Origin of the sequence: Bacillus sp. AFS059628 (assembly GCF_002571225.1) — a bacterium.
Classification (GTDB): Bacteria; Bacillota; Bacilli; order Bacillales; family Bacillaceae_G; genus Bacillus_A.
Window position 1 is genome coordinate 1 of sequence record NZ_NVEC01000065.1, and the last position, 14,299, is coordinate 14,299.

General features: G+C 37.2%; 14 protein-coding genes, 1 pseudogene and 2 other annotated features. Of the genes and pseudogenes, 12 read left to right on the forward strand and 3 right to left on the reverse strand.

The genetic code is table 11. From position 1 onward, the window contains the following. Positions 1 to 119 precede the first annotated feature (119 nt). Positions 120 to 299 (forward strand): annotated as a pseudogene (locus COL05_RS21805) (PH domain-containing protein); the annotation flags it as partial. A gap of 24 nt (positions 300 to 323) precedes the next feature. Here the strand turns inward: COL05_RS21805 and COL05_RS21810 are convergent. Further along, a complete protein-coding gene (locus tag COL05_RS21810) occupies positions 324 to 722 on the reverse strand; it encodes an Ig-like domain-containing protein (RefSeq protein WP_098670116.1) in 399 nt (132 codons plus the stop codon). Between the two features lie 212 nt (positions 723 to 934). Then, on the reverse strand, positions 935 to 2,413 hold the full coding sequence (gene putP / locus COL05_RS21815; protein ID WP_098670117.1) for a sodium/proline symporter PutP: 1,479 nt from the start codon (positions 2,411 to 2,413) through the stop codon (positions 935 to 937). A gap of 306 nt (positions 2,414 to 2,719) precedes the next feature. Then, positions 2,720 to 2,957 (forward strand) — a binding site (T-box leader). A 42-nt stretch (positions 2,958 to 2,999) separates the two neighbouring features. Continuing rightward, positions 3,000 to 3,244, forward strand: a binding site (T-box leader). 52 nt (positions 3,245 to 3,296) lie between these two features. Between putP and trpE the strand changes: the two genes are divergently transcribed. The 10 genes from trpE (at position 3,297) to COL05_RS21870 (ending at position 12,490) form a co-directional block, all read left to right on the forward strand. Then, positions 3,297 to 4,715, forward strand: a complete 1,419-nt coding sequence (gene trpE, locus COL05_RS21825) for an anthranilate synthase component I (protein WP_142337612.1) — start codon at positions 3,297 to 3,299, stop codon at positions 4,713 to 4,715. Further along, positions 4,712 to 5,299 (forward strand): anthranilate synthase component II, encoded by a 588-nt coding sequence (locus COL05_RS21830; protein WP_098670119.1) that lies wholly within the window; start codon positions 4,712 to 4,714, stop codon positions 5,297 to 5,299. Before trpE ends, COL05_RS21830 begins: the two co-directional genes overlap by 4 nt. Further along, positions 5,296 to 6,321 carry an anthranilate phosphoribosyltransferase gene (trpD, locus tag COL05_RS21835; protein WP_098670120.1) on the forward strand — a complete coding sequence of 342 codons (1,026 nt, stop codon included), beginning with the start codon at positions 5,296 to 5,298 and terminating at the stop codon, positions 6,319 to 6,321. Before COL05_RS21830 ends, trpD begins: the two co-directional genes overlap by 4 nt. Before the next feature lies 1 nt (position 6,322). Continuing rightward, complete coding sequence (trpC, locus tag COL05_RS21840) at positions 6,323 to 7,084, forward strand: indole-3-glycerol phosphate synthase TrpC (protein WP_098670121.1); 762 nt, start codon at positions 6,323 to 6,325, stop codon at positions 7,082 to 7,084. Continuing rightward, positions 7,081 to 7,695 (forward strand): phosphoribosylanthranilate isomerase, encoded by a 615-nt coding sequence (locus COL05_RS21845; RefSeq protein ID WP_098670122.1) that lies wholly within the window; start codon positions 7,081 to 7,083, stop codon positions 7,693 to 7,695. Before trpC ends, COL05_RS21845 begins: the two co-directional genes overlap by 4 nt. Then, on the forward strand, positions 7,692 to 8,885 hold the full coding sequence (gene trpB, locus COL05_RS21850; RefSeq protein ID WP_098670123.1) for a tryptophan synthase subunit beta: 1,194 nt from the start codon (positions 7,692 to 7,694) through the stop codon (positions 8,883 to 8,885). Before COL05_RS21845 ends, trpB begins: the two co-directional genes overlap by 4 nt. Before the next feature lie 3 nt (positions 8,886 to 8,888). Further along, the gene (gene trpA, locus COL05_RS21855) at positions 8,889 to 9,665 is read left to right on the forward strand and encodes a tryptophan synthase subunit alpha (RefSeq protein WP_098670124.1); all 777 of its coding nucleotides are present in this window, start codon (positions 8,889 to 8,891) and stop codon (positions 9,663 to 9,665) included. A gap of 74 nt (positions 9,666 to 9,739) precedes the next feature. Next, entirely contained in the window at positions 9,740 to 10,099 is a 360-nt protein-coding gene (locus COL05_RS21860) for a DUF4029 domain-containing protein (RefSeq protein ID WP_098670125.1), read from the forward strand. A gap of 116 nt (positions 10,100 to 10,215) precedes the next feature. Then, positions 10,216 to 11,715 (forward strand): L-lactate permease, encoded by a 1,500-nt coding sequence (locus COL05_RS21865; protein ID WP_098670126.1) that lies wholly within the window; start codon positions 10,216 to 10,218, stop codon positions 11,713 to 11,715. 91 nt (positions 11,716 to 11,806) lie between these two features. Further along, positions 11,807 to 12,490 carry a DUF2278 family protein gene (locus COL05_RS21870; protein WP_098670127.1) on the forward strand — a complete coding sequence of 228 codons (684 nt, stop codon included), beginning with the start codon at positions 11,807 to 11,809 and terminating at the stop codon, positions 12,488 to 12,490. Positions 12,491 to 12,504: 14 nt separating this feature from the next. Here COL05_RS21870 and COL05_RS21875 read toward each other — a convergent pair whose 3' ends face one another. Beyond that, on the reverse strand, positions 12,505 to 13,338 hold the full coding sequence (locus COL05_RS21875) for a hypothetical protein (RefSeq protein ID WP_098670128.1): 834 nt from the start codon (positions 13,336 to 13,338) through the stop codon (positions 12,505 to 12,507). Between the two features lie 197 nt (positions 13,339 to 13,535). On the opposite strand from COL05_RS21875, the gene COL05_RS21880 reads away from it, so the two are divergent. Then, a complete protein-coding gene (locus COL05_RS21880; protein WP_098670129.1) occupies positions 13,536 to 14,297 on the forward strand; it encodes a zinc ribbon domain-containing protein in 762 nt (253 codons plus the stop codon). Positions 14,298 to 14,299 lie beyond the last annotated feature (2 nt).

The window sequence follows — 14,299 nt, forward strand, 5'->3', positions numbered from 1 at the left end:
CTCAAAATTCAGCGAAAGCAAAGAATTTAGGTGGGGGTCGGGCTGCCCATAAAAGTCCGATTGGTGAGTGCTAATAATCAGTGGGGGATGAACAAAACCCCCACTGATTAAAGTTTCACTTTATACGAGATATAAAACAAATTTCAAATACGAAAAATCCAATTGCGGCTCATGCTTTATCATTTGATCGATTTGAAATTGTTTACGGCGCGCATCAAACAGAAATTATTTCTCCTAAAGATAAAGCGCAATTCATCAATCTTGTTAAAAGTAAAAATCCACACATTGAAATGAAGTAAAAGAGTGGCTCGGAAGCCACTCTTTTACTTTGGATTTGTCATATAAGGTTGTACATGAATCATACATAGATCCCGGAACTTTCCTTCAGCAGTTGTGACAATGACGACTGCTCTTCCGGCACTTTTTCCAGTAATCGTTACCGTATCGCCTTTTGGATACATTGTGATGACATCACCATTCATATTTGTCCAAATAAGTTCTTTATTCGTCGCTTGCATCGGCAACACGGAAGCTGATAACTCAGTGCTTTGTCCCGTTCTTATTTTCAACTTATTTTTTCCCATATGAACACCAATGACTGACATAACAGAAGGAGCAATTGAAATTTTAGGTGGATTAGGTTGTATGTTCAAACAAGACGCAGAAGTATTTGTGATAGGTGAAAATTTTCGTGTTTGTTGTTGCTGGAAAGCCGCTAACATGTTGGAGTCCCCTTTCTGTATAAGTGCTGATAGTATTACTATAAAGGAGTAGTGTTATGTTTAATTTAACGAAACATAAAGAAATTGTTAAATTCGAGCAGAAGATTGTCGAACTTTGATAAAGTGAAACTTTAATCAGTGGGGGTCTTACTGCACGTTAATGCGGGATAAAAAGAAAGCTCTGCTGATACGATAACAGCAGAGCTTTCCCTCTATAGATTATGACTATGTTGTTTTTCGAAATTCTCAAATTGCTCTTCAACTTCTTTTGAAGGTTGTGTTAGTAAACTAACAATTACGATAGCTAGTAAACTAATAGCGAAACCTGGAATCATTTCATATAAGAAATCTTTTAAGAATTTGAATTGAGTCCATATAATAACAGTAGCGGCACCAGAAATCATACCAGCAAGCGCGCCCCATTTCGTCATACGTTTCCAATATAAGCTTAATAAAATAGCAGGTCCGAATGAAGAACCAAAACCAGCCCAAGCGTATCCAACAAGAGCTAAAATCGTATCATTTTGTTTAAATGCTAATGCGCACCCAACTAATGCAATAACAAGCACAGCCATACGACCGACAAATACAAGCTCTTTATCAGAGGCAGAGCGTTTAAAGAATGTACGATATAAGTCTTCCGTTACGGCACTAGAAGTAACGAGTAACTGAGATGAGATTGTACTCATAATTGCTGCTAAAATAGCTGCTAATAAAAATCCAGTAATAAGTGGATGGAATAAAATTTTTCCTAGTTCAAGGAAAATTGTTTCTGGGTTAGATAATGTTAACCCTTGTTGTGAATAGTAAGCAATACCAATAAGACCAGTAAACATAGCTCCGACAACAGAGAAAATCATCCAGCTCATACCAATTCTTCGTGCGCTTTTCAGTTCTTTTACAGATGAAATCGCCATAAAGCGTACGATGATATGAGGTTGTCCAACATAACCAAGGCCCCATGCGAATAAAGAAATCATTCCTAAAGTAGAGGCACCTTTAAAAATATCTAGACGTGTTGGATCTACAGAACGAATTGTATCAAATGCAGGTCCAAGTCCGTTCGAATTCATAATTGTTACGATAGGAACAAGAATAAGAGCGACTACCATAATGATTCCTTGCACGAAGTCTGTCCAACTTACTGCTAAGAAACCACCAAATAATGTGTAAGCTACAACAACGCCTGCAACAATGAATAATCCAACGTGGTAGTTCATACCAAATGAATTTTCAAATAATACAGCGCCTGAAACTAATCCTGAAGCTACATAAAAAGTAAAGAAAATCATAATAACAAGTCCGGATACTAAGCGTAGCATATGAGATTTGTCGTGGAAACGGTGTTCCAAAAATTCTGGGATAGTAATAGAGTTGTTTGCAATTTCAGAGTAGGTACGTAAGCGAGGAGCAACATATAGCCAGTTTGCGTATGCGCCTAGTGTTAGGCCGATTGCAATCCAACTGCTACTTAATCCAACGCTAAACATTGCACCGGGTAGTCCCATTAAAAGCCAACCACTCATATCGGATGCTCCAGCGCTTAATGCTGTTACTGCGGGGCCTAGTGTACGCCCGCCAAGCATATAATCTGTTAAGTTGGACGTTCGTTTATAGGCGAAATAGCCAATGACTAACATCCCGAGCATGTAAATAGAGATTGAAGTTAAAGTTAACATCTGCGTACTCATGTAGTTCCCCTTCCTTTTGTCATGTCTTTTGATGCGTTATGCATATTTATAATCTATCATGATTATTCTGAAAAATCCATACAGAAATATGAATTTTCAGAAATGTAAGCGTTTTTTGATATCATTTTACTTTTTTAATATATAATATTCATACAAAAAACCTTATTTTTAATAGAGTATTTATTATATTTACATAAAAAGAGGTTGTTTTGTCAATATAATATTGAAAGGAGAGAAAAATAAAATTTTTTAAAAAGTATTGACTTATGAAAAAAGTTAAGTCTATAATGAGTGCAACTTAAAAAAATGCAAGCGTTGATGAAGAAGAGTACACATGATGAACATGTCAGAGAGCTGATGGTTGGTGCGAATCAGTATGGAATTGATGTGGAATGGGCTTCGGAGCTTCCAAACCGAAACGAAAGAAGTAGGCTTTGGCGACATGATCTCATCGATACAAGAGACACGTATTGTTTTTGATACGGTAAAGTGCGTTACATTCGTAACGAATTAAGGTGGCACCACGGGAGTACCCGTCCTTTCTATAGGATGAGTACTCCCTTTTTGTGTACAAAAAATTAAATAAATGAAATCGTTGAAGTAAGAAGAGTACGTATATTGGAGACGTTACAGAGAGCCGGGGATAGGTGGGAGCCCGGTGCGGTGCCATATACGGAATGGGCTTACGAGAGGTATGCTGAACAATTCTTTTCAGTAGGCAACCCGGGTTCCGCCGTTACAAGGATAAGGTATATATTTTGTACCTGAATAAAGCGGGATGCTTTTGCGTCCAACATGAGGTGGTACCACGGTAAATTTATCGTCCTCTACATATTTTCGATATGTAGGGGACTTTTTTATTTTTCAGACTGAGGTGAAAGGCATGATGACAAAAGAGGAATTTATGAAGCAAAAAGAACAGGGAAGAGCATTTCTAGTAATCTCTGAAGAAGAAGGAGATAGCATTACGCCAATTTCTTTATATAGACGTATGAAAGGAAAGAAAAAGTTTTTATTAGAAAGTTCGCAGCTTCATCAAGATAAAGGACGCTATTCTTACTTAGGATGTAACCCATATGGTGAAGTGAAAAGTGTTGGTACAGAAGTAGAACGAACGATTTACGGCCGGGCAGAAAAGTTGCAAGGTAACGTACTACAAGTGTTAGAAGGAGAAACCCGGTCAGCTCAAGTAGACAGTCCATTTCCATTTTGCGGAGGAGCAGTTGGTTATATTGGCTATGACGTCATTCGGCAATATGAAAACATTGGAGCAGATTTACATGATCCATTGAATATTCCAGAAGTACACCTTTTATTGTACCGTGAGTTTATCGTGTATGACCACTTACGCCAAAAATTATCATTTGTATATGTATGCAGGGAAGATGATTCAGCAGATTATGAAGAAGTATATGAAAGATTGCAAGTATACAAAGAGCAAGTGTTACAGGGAGAAGAAGCGGAAGTAATTGAAACAAAATCGACATTATCATTCACTTCTTCTATAACAGAAAAAGAATTTTGCGTGATGGTAGAAACGGCGAAAGAATACATTCGGGCCGGGGACATATTCCAAGTCGTATTATCCCAGCGTTTGCAAAGTGAATGTATTGGTGATCCATTCGCGTTATACCGAAAACTACGAATAGCCAATCCATCACCATATATGTTCTATATCGATTTTCAAAATTATGTTGTACTCGGTTCCTCGCCGGAAAGTTTGTTATCAGTAAGAGAAGATAAAGTGATGACGAATCCAATTGCTGGTACGAGGCCGAGAGGGAAGACAAAGCAGGAAGATACGGAAATTGAAAAAGAGCTGTTAGAAAATGAGAAAGAACGAGCGGAGCATATGATGCTTGTGGACCTTGGGCGGAATGATATTGGCAGAGTAAGTGAAATTGGTTCCGTGACGATAGATAAATATATGAAAGTAGAAAAATATTCTCACGTTATGCACATTGTATCTGAAGTTTACGGAACATTGCGAAAACAAATGAGTGGATTTGATGCATTAGCGTATTGTCTACCAGCAGGAACAGTGTCAGGCGCTCCGAAAATTAGAGCGATGGAAATTATAAATGAGTTAGAGAATGAAAAAAGAAATATATATGCGGGGGCAGTTGGATACGTTAGTTTTTCAGGGAATCTTGATATGGCGCTCGCCATTCGAACGATGGTCGTAAAAGATAAAAAAGCATACGTTCAGGCAGGAGCAGGAATTGTTTACGATTCAGACCCAATAGCTGAATATGAAGAAACGTTAAATAAAGCAAGAGCGCTTTTGGAGGTAATGAAATGATTGTACTAATTGATAATTACGATTCATTCACATATAACTTGTATCAACTGTTAGGTCAATATGAAGAAAATATTGTAGTCGTAAGAAATGACCAAATAACGATAGAACAATTAGAAGAAATGAAGCCGAAAGGAATTGTACTTTCACCAGGACCAGGAAAACCAGAGGATGCTGGCATTTGTATCGAAGTGATTCGTCATTTTTATAAGAACGTTCCCATATTAGGTATTTGTCTTGGTCATCAAGCGATTATAGCAGCATTTGGAGGAGAGATTGTAAGAGCAGAACGTATTAAACACGGAAAAACATCTCGTGTGAAACATAATGGAACTTCAATCTTTTCATATGTAACACAGCCATTAACAGCGATGCGTTATCATTCCCTTGTTGCAGCGCAGACAAGTTTGCCAGAGTGTTTTGACATACTAGCGACAGCGATGGACGACGGAGAAATAATGGCAGTTCGTCACAATTATTATCCGCTATTCGGATTACAGTTTCATCCGGAATCAATCGCAACAGAAGAAGGCGGAAAGTTAATACGTGCCTTTTTAGGCGAAGTGAAAAAGGAGGAAAGAGTATGAATAACTATCTTCGTAAATTAGTGGAGGGGCAACATTTGACAGAAGAGGAAATGTATAGAGCAGGGCTTCTTTTATTAAATGAAAACATATTGGAAAGTGAAATTGCAGCTTTCCTAGTATTACTGAAAGCGAAAGGTGAAACAGCAGAAGAAATATACGGCCTCGTTCGAGCGCTTCGTGACAAGGCATTACCATTTTCGAACCATATACAAGGAGCGATGGACAATTGCGGGACAGGTGGTGACGGTGCCCAAACGTTTAATATTAGTACAACATCGGCATTTGTACTGGCGGGAGCTGGTGTAAAGGTTGCCAAACATGGTAATCGTGCTGTTTCTAGTAAAACAGGAAGTGCAGATTTATTAGAAGAACTCGGTGTAAATATTAGCAGTACGCCAAACGAAATTGATTATTTACTAGAGCATGTCGGAATCGCATTTTTATTCGCACCAGCGATGCATCCAGCATTAAGACGCATTATGAAAATAAGAAAAGAATTAAACGTGCCGACGATCTTTAACTTAATTGGTCCTTTAACAAATCCGGTGAATTTAGAAACACAATTTGTCGGCATTTATAAACGAGATATGTTACTACCAGTTGCGCAAGTATTACAGAAACTAGGAAGAAAACAAGCGCTTGTCGTAAACGGGAGTGGTTTTTTAGATGAAGCATCATTACAAGGAGAAAATCACGTTGTCATTTTAAAAGATAATGAAATAGTAAAAACGAGTATTGAACCTGAGAAATACGGTTTCAAAATAGTGAGAAATGAAGAGATTAGAGGCGGGAATTCGAAAGAGAATGCAAAGATTACGCTCGGAGTATTAAGCGGAGAAAAGAGTGTTTACCGCGATACTGTTTTATTCAATGCAGGTCTAGCTCTTTTTGCAAATGGAAAAACGGAAACGATTGAAGAAGGAATTACACTAGCGGCACATAGCATTGACTCTGGAAAAGCATTAGCCAAACTAAACTTATTAATTACAGCAAGTAATGAGAAATTAGAAAGGGTGAATTAACGTGGGGACGATTTTAGACAAAATTGTAGACCAAAAGAAAAAGGAAGTGGCGGCATTATATGAAACGTATATACCAGTAAAAGAAAGTAGAAACACACATTCACTTGTAGAAGCATTACAGCAGTTTACTGTCATTGCAGAAGTAAAGCGAGCATCACCATCAAAGGGAGATATCAATTTACACGTTGATGTACGAAAACAAGTAAAAACATATGAAGAATGCGGCGCAGGAGCAGTTTCTGTTTTAACAGACGGTCAGTTTTTTAAAGGATCGTTTCATGATTTACAAACGGCGAGAGAAGAAAGTAACATTCCGCTTTTATGCAAAGATTTTATAATAGATAAAATTCAAATTGATAGAGCGTATGAAGCTGGCGCAGATATTATTTTACTAATCGTAGCGGCGTTAACGGAAGAGAAGTTAAAAGAGCTGTATAGTTACGTACTAGAAAAAGGATTAGAAGCAATTGTTGAAGTTCATGATGAGCAGGAATTAGAAATTGCGATCCAATTAAATCCGCACGTTATCGGTATTAACAACCGTAATTTAAAAACGTTTGAAGTGGATTTAAACCAAACGGAAAAGCTCGGGAAACGATTAAATGAGGAGAAATTACTTTGGATTAGCGAAAGCGGGATTCATTCAAAAGAGGATATTATTCGTGTTAAAAAAGCAGGAGCAAAAGGTGTATTAGTTGGGGAAGCGCTTATGACATCATCTTCTATTCGTAACTTTTTTGAAGATTGTAAGGTGAACATATGAAAGTGAAAATTTGCGGCATCACTGATATGGAAACAGCAAAACGTGCTTGCGAATACGGAGCAGATGCACTCGGATTTGTTTTTGCAGAAAGTAAACGGAAAATTACTCTGGAGCAGGCGAAAGAAATTATTACGGAACTTCCGGCACACGTGTTAAAGGTTGGTGTTTTCGTAAATGAATCAGTAGAGGTAATCCAGAAAATTGCAGATGAATGCGGGTTAACGCATGTGCAACTACATGGGGATGAAGATAATCATCAAATTAAGAGATTGAATATTCCGTCTATAAAAGCTCTCGGAGTAACTTCAGAGGCCGATATGAAAAACGCTCAAGCATATGAAACGGATTATATATTGTTTGATAGCCCAAAAGAAAAGTTTCACGGTGGAAATGGAAAGAATTTTTCATGGGAACTACTCGCACATATGCCAAAAGAGTTGCGAGAGAAAACGATATTAGCTGGTGGATTAAACGCTCTTAATATAGAAGAAGCAATTCGAACTGTTCGGCCATATATGGTCGATGTGAGCAGCGGAGTAGAGACAGAAAGAAAGAAAGATGTAGAGAAAATAAAACAATTTATTATAAAAGCGAAGGAGTGTTCCAAATGAACTACGCATATCCAGATGAAAAAGGACATTACGGTATATACGGAGGACGATACGTTCCAGAAACGTTAATGCAATCTGTACTAGAACTAGAAGAAGCATATAAAGAAGCGATGCAAGATGAGGCGTTTCAAAAGGAATTAAATCATTATTTAAAAACGTACGTCGGAAGAGAAACACCGCTATATTATGCTGATAATATGACGAAGTATTGCGGCGGTGCAAAAATTTATTTAAAACGTGAAGATTTGAACCATACAGGAGCTCATAAAATTAACAATACAATCGGTCAGGCACTACTTGCAGTACGAATGGGCAAGAAAAAAGTTGTCGCTGAAACAGGGGCAGGACAACACGGTGTTGCAACCGCTACTGTATGTGCTCTACTCGGATTAGAATGCGTCATCTTTATGGGAGAAGAAGATGTGAGACGTCAAAAATTAAATGTGTTCCGAATGGAATTACTCGGAGCGAAAGTAGAAAGCGTAGCAGCAGGTAGCGGCACATTAAAAGATGCGGTGAACGAGGCGCTTCGCTACTGGGTTTCACACGTGCATGATACACACTACATTATGGGATCTGTTCTCGGACCGCATCCATTCCCACAAATTGTTCGTGATTTCCAAAGTGTAATTGGGAAAGAAACAAAAAAACAATATGAAGCGTTAGAAGGGAAGTTACCAGAAGCTGTCGTTGCTTGTATTGGCGGCGGTAGTAATGCGATGGGCATGTTTTATCCGTTCGTGCATGATGAAGAAGTTGCTCTTTACGGCGTAGAAGCAGCTGGAAAAGGCGTTCATACAGAAAAGCACGCAGCGACTTTAACGAAAGGAAGCGTTGGTGTTTTACACGGATCGATGATGTATCTTCTGCAAAATGAAGAAGGGCAAATTCAAGAAGCTCACTCTATTTCAGCAGGACTTGATTACCCAGGTGTTGGGCCAGAACATAGTTTACTAAAAGATATTGGACGCGTTTCTTATCATTCCATTACAGATGAAGAAGCGTTAGAAGCATTTCAATTATTAACGAAAAAAGAAGGGATTATTCCGGCTTTAGAAAGCTCGCATGCTGTCGCATATGCATTAAAATTAGCGCCGAAAATGAAGAAAGAAGAAGGACTTGTCATTTGCTTATCTGGCCGCGGAGATAAAGATGTAGAGAGTATAAAACGTTATATGGAAGAGGTGTAAAAAATGGGAGTAGAAAAAATTAAAGCAGCGTTTGAAAATGGTAAGAAAGCATTTATTCCGTACGTAATGGGCGGAGATGGTGGCCTTGAAAAATTAAAAGAAAGAATTCGTTTTCTAGACGAAGCAGGAGCAAGCATCGTTGAAATTGGTATCCCGTTTTCAGATCCAGTTGCAGATGGTCCAACAATTCAAAGAGCAGGGAAACGAGCGCTAGATAGCGGTGTAACAGTAAATGGTATTTTTCAAGCATTGATAGAGGTAAGGAAAGAAGTGCAAATTCCGTTTGTACTCATGACATATTTAAATCCAGTACTCGCATTCGGAAAAGAAAGATTCATCGAAAACTGTATAGAAGCAGGTGTAGACGGCATCATCGTTCCAGATTTACCGTATGAAGAACAAAATATTATTGCCTCGTTACTGCAAGAGGCAAACATGGCGCTAATTCCACTCGTTACCGTAACGAGCCCAATTGAGCGAATCGAAAAAATTACGAGTGAATCAGAAGGATTCGTCTACGCCGTTACAGTAGCGGGCGTAACAGGCGTACGTCAAAACTTTAAAGATGAGATTCATAGTTACTTAGAAAAAGTAAAATCACATACGCATTTACCGGTAGTGGCAGGGTTCGGTATTTCAACAAAGGAACATGTAGAAGAAATGATTACAATATGTGACGGCGTTGTCGTTGGAAGTAAAGTTATTGAGCTGTTAGAAAATGAAAAACGAGAAGAAATATGTGAATTAATACAGGCAACAAAACAAAAAGAAGAGGCATAAGTCTCTTCTTTTTGTTTTACGAAATAAATGTTAAAATATACAGAAAATACATATAATTTAGAGGGTGAGAAAGCATGCTAAGACGGAAACTACTATATCTTCTTTTAACTGTACCACTATACGCTTGGCTCATTAGCATGACGAAAATAGAGTTGATGGCTCTATTTTTAGGATATGTATTCATCTTTTCCAACTTAAATCGCATTCAAGAGCAATCTATTTTAGAAATATGTATATTTTCGATTAGTATAGAACTATTTAGTATCGTTTCGATTGTATTATTAAATGAATTATTCCGCTGGATCCATTCATTTGAATTCATGAAATTTGGAAATGTTGTATTGCAAGTCATATGTGCTTATATTGTGTTTGTTCTGTTAAACAAAATGGTCGGACAGCAGACAGTTTTTCAGGATAATAGAAAATGGGAGTGATTAAAAAAGGAGCCATTCGGTTCCTTTTTTTGTATCTGTTGCAAAAACAATTGAAATTTACGGCATCTGTTATATAATAGTTAAAAATTGTATTTTTAATGAAAAGAGATGATAACATGTCCATATTGTTGGCACTTATCCCAATTATGATGATTTTCATTTGTTTATTTTTATTTAAACAAACGTCATTAAGATCCTCTTTAATTGCTTACGTTGTGTCTGTTGGAATCGTTTTACTCTCGCCAACGTTTCAACTAGGGATAAGTCAAACTGTGCACGCAACGATTAAAGGTTGGTTAATTTGTTTTATTGTCGGATACGTTTTATTTTTCGGTATTTTTTTATTTCACCTCATGAACAAAATGGGGTACATCGATCAAGTAGCACGTTTTCTAGAAGAAGTGACACACGATCGTTTATTACAAATGCTTCTTATGTGTTTTGGTATTTGTCCACTAATTGAATCAGTAAGTGGATTTGGAATTGGCTTTATGGTTGCAGCACCTATTTTTCTATCATTAGGCTATAAACCGTTTCAAGCTGTACTACTTTCATTTATTGGTTTACTAGCTAGTTCATGGGGGGCAATGGCAACTGGTACGATTATCGGTTCGCAGCTTATAAATATGCCGCTTACAACACTTGGGACAAATACGGCACTACTAAGCATTCCGATGTTTGCTTATTTTGTCATTCTTTCCTTACACGTTGTAGGTGGCTGGCAGGCTGTGATTGAAAAGTGGAAAGAAGGATTCGGTTTCTTTTTATTATTCTCTCTCGGAATCTATCTTTCTAACGCATACGTAAGTGTTGAACTCGCAGGTATATTAAGTTCTATCGTTACAATTACATTTGGCTTTCTTATCGTTAAATTAAAAGGAAAAAACGAACAAAACCTAATAACAGAACATGCTGCTACAACGGAAAGAGAAGTATCTATTATAAAAATTATTAGCCCTTATATATTCTTAACTGTTTGTATATTGCTTTCTCGCCTCGTGCCAGCATTACATGATTTGTTCAGATCATATGCAGTCCTTGATTTAAAATCATACTCTTACAAGCTAGAAATGCTATATTCACCAGGATTTTGGCTCGGTATGACTTGCTTATTTACGATTATTTTCTTCCGCATTCCATCTCATATTATTAAACAATCACTCTCGCAAACGATAAAACAATGGATTCCGTTTGCAATTACGACAACAATGTTTATTGCCATTTCAGAACTAATGGGTGCATCTGGCATGCATTCGTTACTGGCAAAAACAGCAGGTGAAACATTTGGAACGTTTTTCGTTTTCGTTGCTCCGTTCATCGGAGCAATAGGTGGATTCTTAACAGGTAGTAACGCAGGATCAAATGCGATGTTTATAAAACTACAAATGCAAACTGCGCAAAACGTAGCACTTCCGTGGCAATACGTCACAACGCTTCAAAACACCGCGTCATCAGTAGCGACAATTGCTTGCCCGTCACGTATTACATTAGGTGCGTATTTATGTAACATCCCGTATCGTGAAAATGAACTATTAAAGAAGACGACGTTAATGATCTTTGGTGCGGTGTTGCTCGTAGTGGTGGAGGTTATTGTTTGGTATATGTTGAGAAAATAAGAAATCCTCCTGAGAAAGGAGGATTTTCTTTTTATATGGATAATGCCTTAAGTATGTAAAGCTTCTACTAAATGAATAGGAGATGAAATGTATGCCCCTAAAAAACTACGGTGTGTTAAAAGGTACAGTTATACAATCAAAGATTGGAAAAGGGAAAACACCTCATTATCAAGTTCATTTACAAGGCGAAGCAGAAGTAGATTACCGTATTGCAATTAACGTAAAGTCGCAAAGTTATCCGTCAGAAGTTTTATATTTTGCGAGTAATGATATTCGGTCAGAGGCGATTCATATTTTACCGACATTGCCATTTGGTTTTACAGAAGTAAAAAACAATGAACCGAAAGTAGCTTTAGATTATGTGAGAGGTAATTTATTTGATTCCAAGCAAATGATTCCTTTACCTGCTGAAAAAGCAGGAGTAGACAATGATTTAAATGAAAAAATAGAACATTATATAAAACGAGCGATAGAAGAAAAAGCAATTATATACGCATTCGGTGAAAGATGGGGACCAGAAGAAAATACACCTGATTCTTACTTTCATTTCGAACCAGGAAACGGTATACATGATATTCACATGAATCAAGGAAATGTAGAGAAATGGAAAGGGGATAATGGTATATGGCAAGACGGAGGCATACTCATTCACTTTGAAAAGGAAGAAGAATGGATTGGTATCTTTCTAGCCTTCCAGTCGCAGTCATGGTGTACGGATGACGAGGGACATGCTCGCGTTCCCGTTGAGCATTGTGATTATAAGAGTAATAATTGAGGAGAGGAGGGCGTTCAAAACGAACGCCCTCCTCTTATTTTATAAAACCAAAAACTAACAAGTGTAGAAATACAAGAAAATAGTAGTGCCACACTAGAAAATGCGATGAGGTACATATTATACTTCATCACTTTTCCAATGAGCTGGTTACTATCGTACTGAAATAGTCCTGCGATTATGTTGAATAAAAATAATACGATAAACATGACGATAACACCGTCTATTGATCCTTTAATATCCGGTTTACTTAAAGCGATATGTGCAGAAATACAAATGGCGATAAATAAAAATAGCCAAAAGGAAGGGTTCAATACATTGCTTATTGTAAATAAGCTTTTCAATAATACAAACGTTGACAAGAGCATGTTTTGAACCATTTCTACATTAATAGAAGTAGAAGCAATTGTTTTTTCGAGAGTTGTATTAAATAAAAAATATGAATCTGGTACAAAATAGCGCATTAAAAGGATTAATGCAGTAATACCAGAAATAATAGGCCCAATTCCAATGAAGAAGTTCCCAATTCGTTGATATACACTTTTTTGATTGTATTGATGTTGTACGTAGCCTAAAGCGCCCTGACTTGTATCTGTTGGGAAAAACTGCGTTGCTACAATTTTATGACGAAATAGTACACACATAATGGCATGTCCAAGTTCGTGAATCGGGACACCGATCCAAGCCGTTAAAAGGAATCCTTTTCTTCCGAAAGCTCTCGACCAATACATGCGTGTGAGAGATTCTAAATAACCTAATAGAAATCCAATTACAATGATAACGCCAATTAAGGAAAATAATTGGATTACGCTTGTAAGGAGTATGTGAAAAATTGAGTTTACCAATTCCATTGCCTGTCATCCAATCTGTTAAAAATGTTATTTGTTCTGTTTCATAATAGCATTATTTTTCAAGATTGCTAGCACATATATTTTCATTTGAAAGAAGGATTTCATAATCTTTTTCTTGTAGTCATGTTTTATGTACAAAGTCATATATTGAATTTGTAACACCCTATATGGTATCTGCTTAAGGGGGGAATGCGAGAATGAAATGTCCGGCGTGTCATACGGAAAATACAGCAGAGGCAAAATTTTGCGGGAATTGTGGACATTCGTTGACGGAGGAAGAAGGTGAGCAACAGGAGCGCGTAGCTTTAGCAAAGGAAACTCGACCAAATGAAACGGTAGAGCAAGCGAAGCGGTTTGCAAGTGGCTATTTTCAGTTTTTTAAACACGCATTACAAGCACCGACAGCTATTATGAAAAGTGGCAAGGTTGAAGTACGAAATGGAATTGTAAGTCTTGTTCTTATTTGTTTTTTAGGAGCATGTATTTTTTATAGAATGATGAGTGCTGCAGCAACTGTTACGAGAACATTTGCACCAGATATACCTACTCCTACATTCTTTTTGGACTCTGTAACGGTCTTTTTGTTTTTACTCATTTTAACTTTATTTGTCGGATTTATTATTTTTGTCAGTGGGAAGATGATGAAATCATCTTTTTCATTTCTTGAAGTATTTGGAATATGGGGAACGATAGCAACTCCGGTAATTGCTATATTAGTGCTTTCTTTTCTGTTTAGTTTTTTATTAATCTTTTTCTTACCAATCTTATTAGGGCTGGCTACAACATATATGGGAATTAGTATAATTGTAGCTACAGTAAAACTAGATAACGGTGGATTAGATCTTGTTTACACTCTTTTTATCGCAAATATTTTCATTGGAATTGCAACGTTTATCGTGTTTTGGTCTTACATAAACACGATAATTCAAACCTTTACACAGGGATTAACTGGCCTCTAAAG

Bases quoted from the DNA above. Each gene is read 5' to 3' on its own strand.
- COL05_RS21810 (WP_098670116.1), bottom strand. From the start codon at position 722: ATGTTAGCGGCTTTCCAGCAACAACAAACACGAAAATTTTCACCTATC.
- putP (WP_098670117.1), bottom strand. From the start codon at position 2,413: ATGAGTACGCAGATGTTAACTTTAACTTCAATCTCTATTTACATGCTC.
- trpE (WP_142337612.1), top strand. From the start codon at position 3,297: ATGATGACAAAAGAGGAATTTATGAAGCAAAAAGAACAGGGAAGAGCA.
- COL05_RS21830 (WP_098670119.1), top strand. From the start codon at position 4,712: ATGATTGTACTAATTGATAATTACGATTCATTCACATATAACTTGTAT.
- trpD (WP_098670120.1), top strand. From the start codon at position 5,296: ATGAATAACTATCTTCGTAAATTAGTGGAGGGGCAACATTTGACAGAA.
- COL05_RS21845 (WP_098670122.1), top strand. From the start codon at position 7,081: ATGAAAGTGAAAATTTGCGGCATCACTGATATGGAAACAGCAAAACGT.
- trpB (WP_098670123.1), top strand. From the start codon at position 7,692: ATGAACTACGCATATCCAGATGAAAAAGGACATTACGGTATATACGGA.
- trpA (WP_098670124.1), top strand. From the start codon at position 8,889: ATGGGAGTAGAAAAAATTAAAGCAGCGTTTGAAAATGGTAAGAAAGCA.
- COL05_RS21860 (WP_098670125.1), top strand. From the start codon at position 9,740: ATGCTAAGACGGAAACTACTATATCTTCTTTTAACTGTACCACTATAC.
- COL05_RS21865 (WP_098670126.1), top strand. From the start codon at position 10,216: ATGTCCATATTGTTGGCACTTATCCCAATTATGATGATTTTCATTTGT.
- COL05_RS21870 (WP_098670127.1), top strand. From the start codon at position 11,807: ATGCCCCTAAAAAACTACGGTGTGTTAAAAGGTACAGTTATACAATCA.
- COL05_RS21875 (WP_098670128.1), bottom strand. From the start codon at position 13,338: ATGGAATTGGTAAACTCAATTTTTCACATACTCCTTACAAGCGTAATC.
- COL05_RS21880 (WP_098670129.1), top strand. From the start codon at position 13,536: ATGAAATGTCCGGCGTGTCATACGGAAAATACAGCAGAGGCAAAATTT.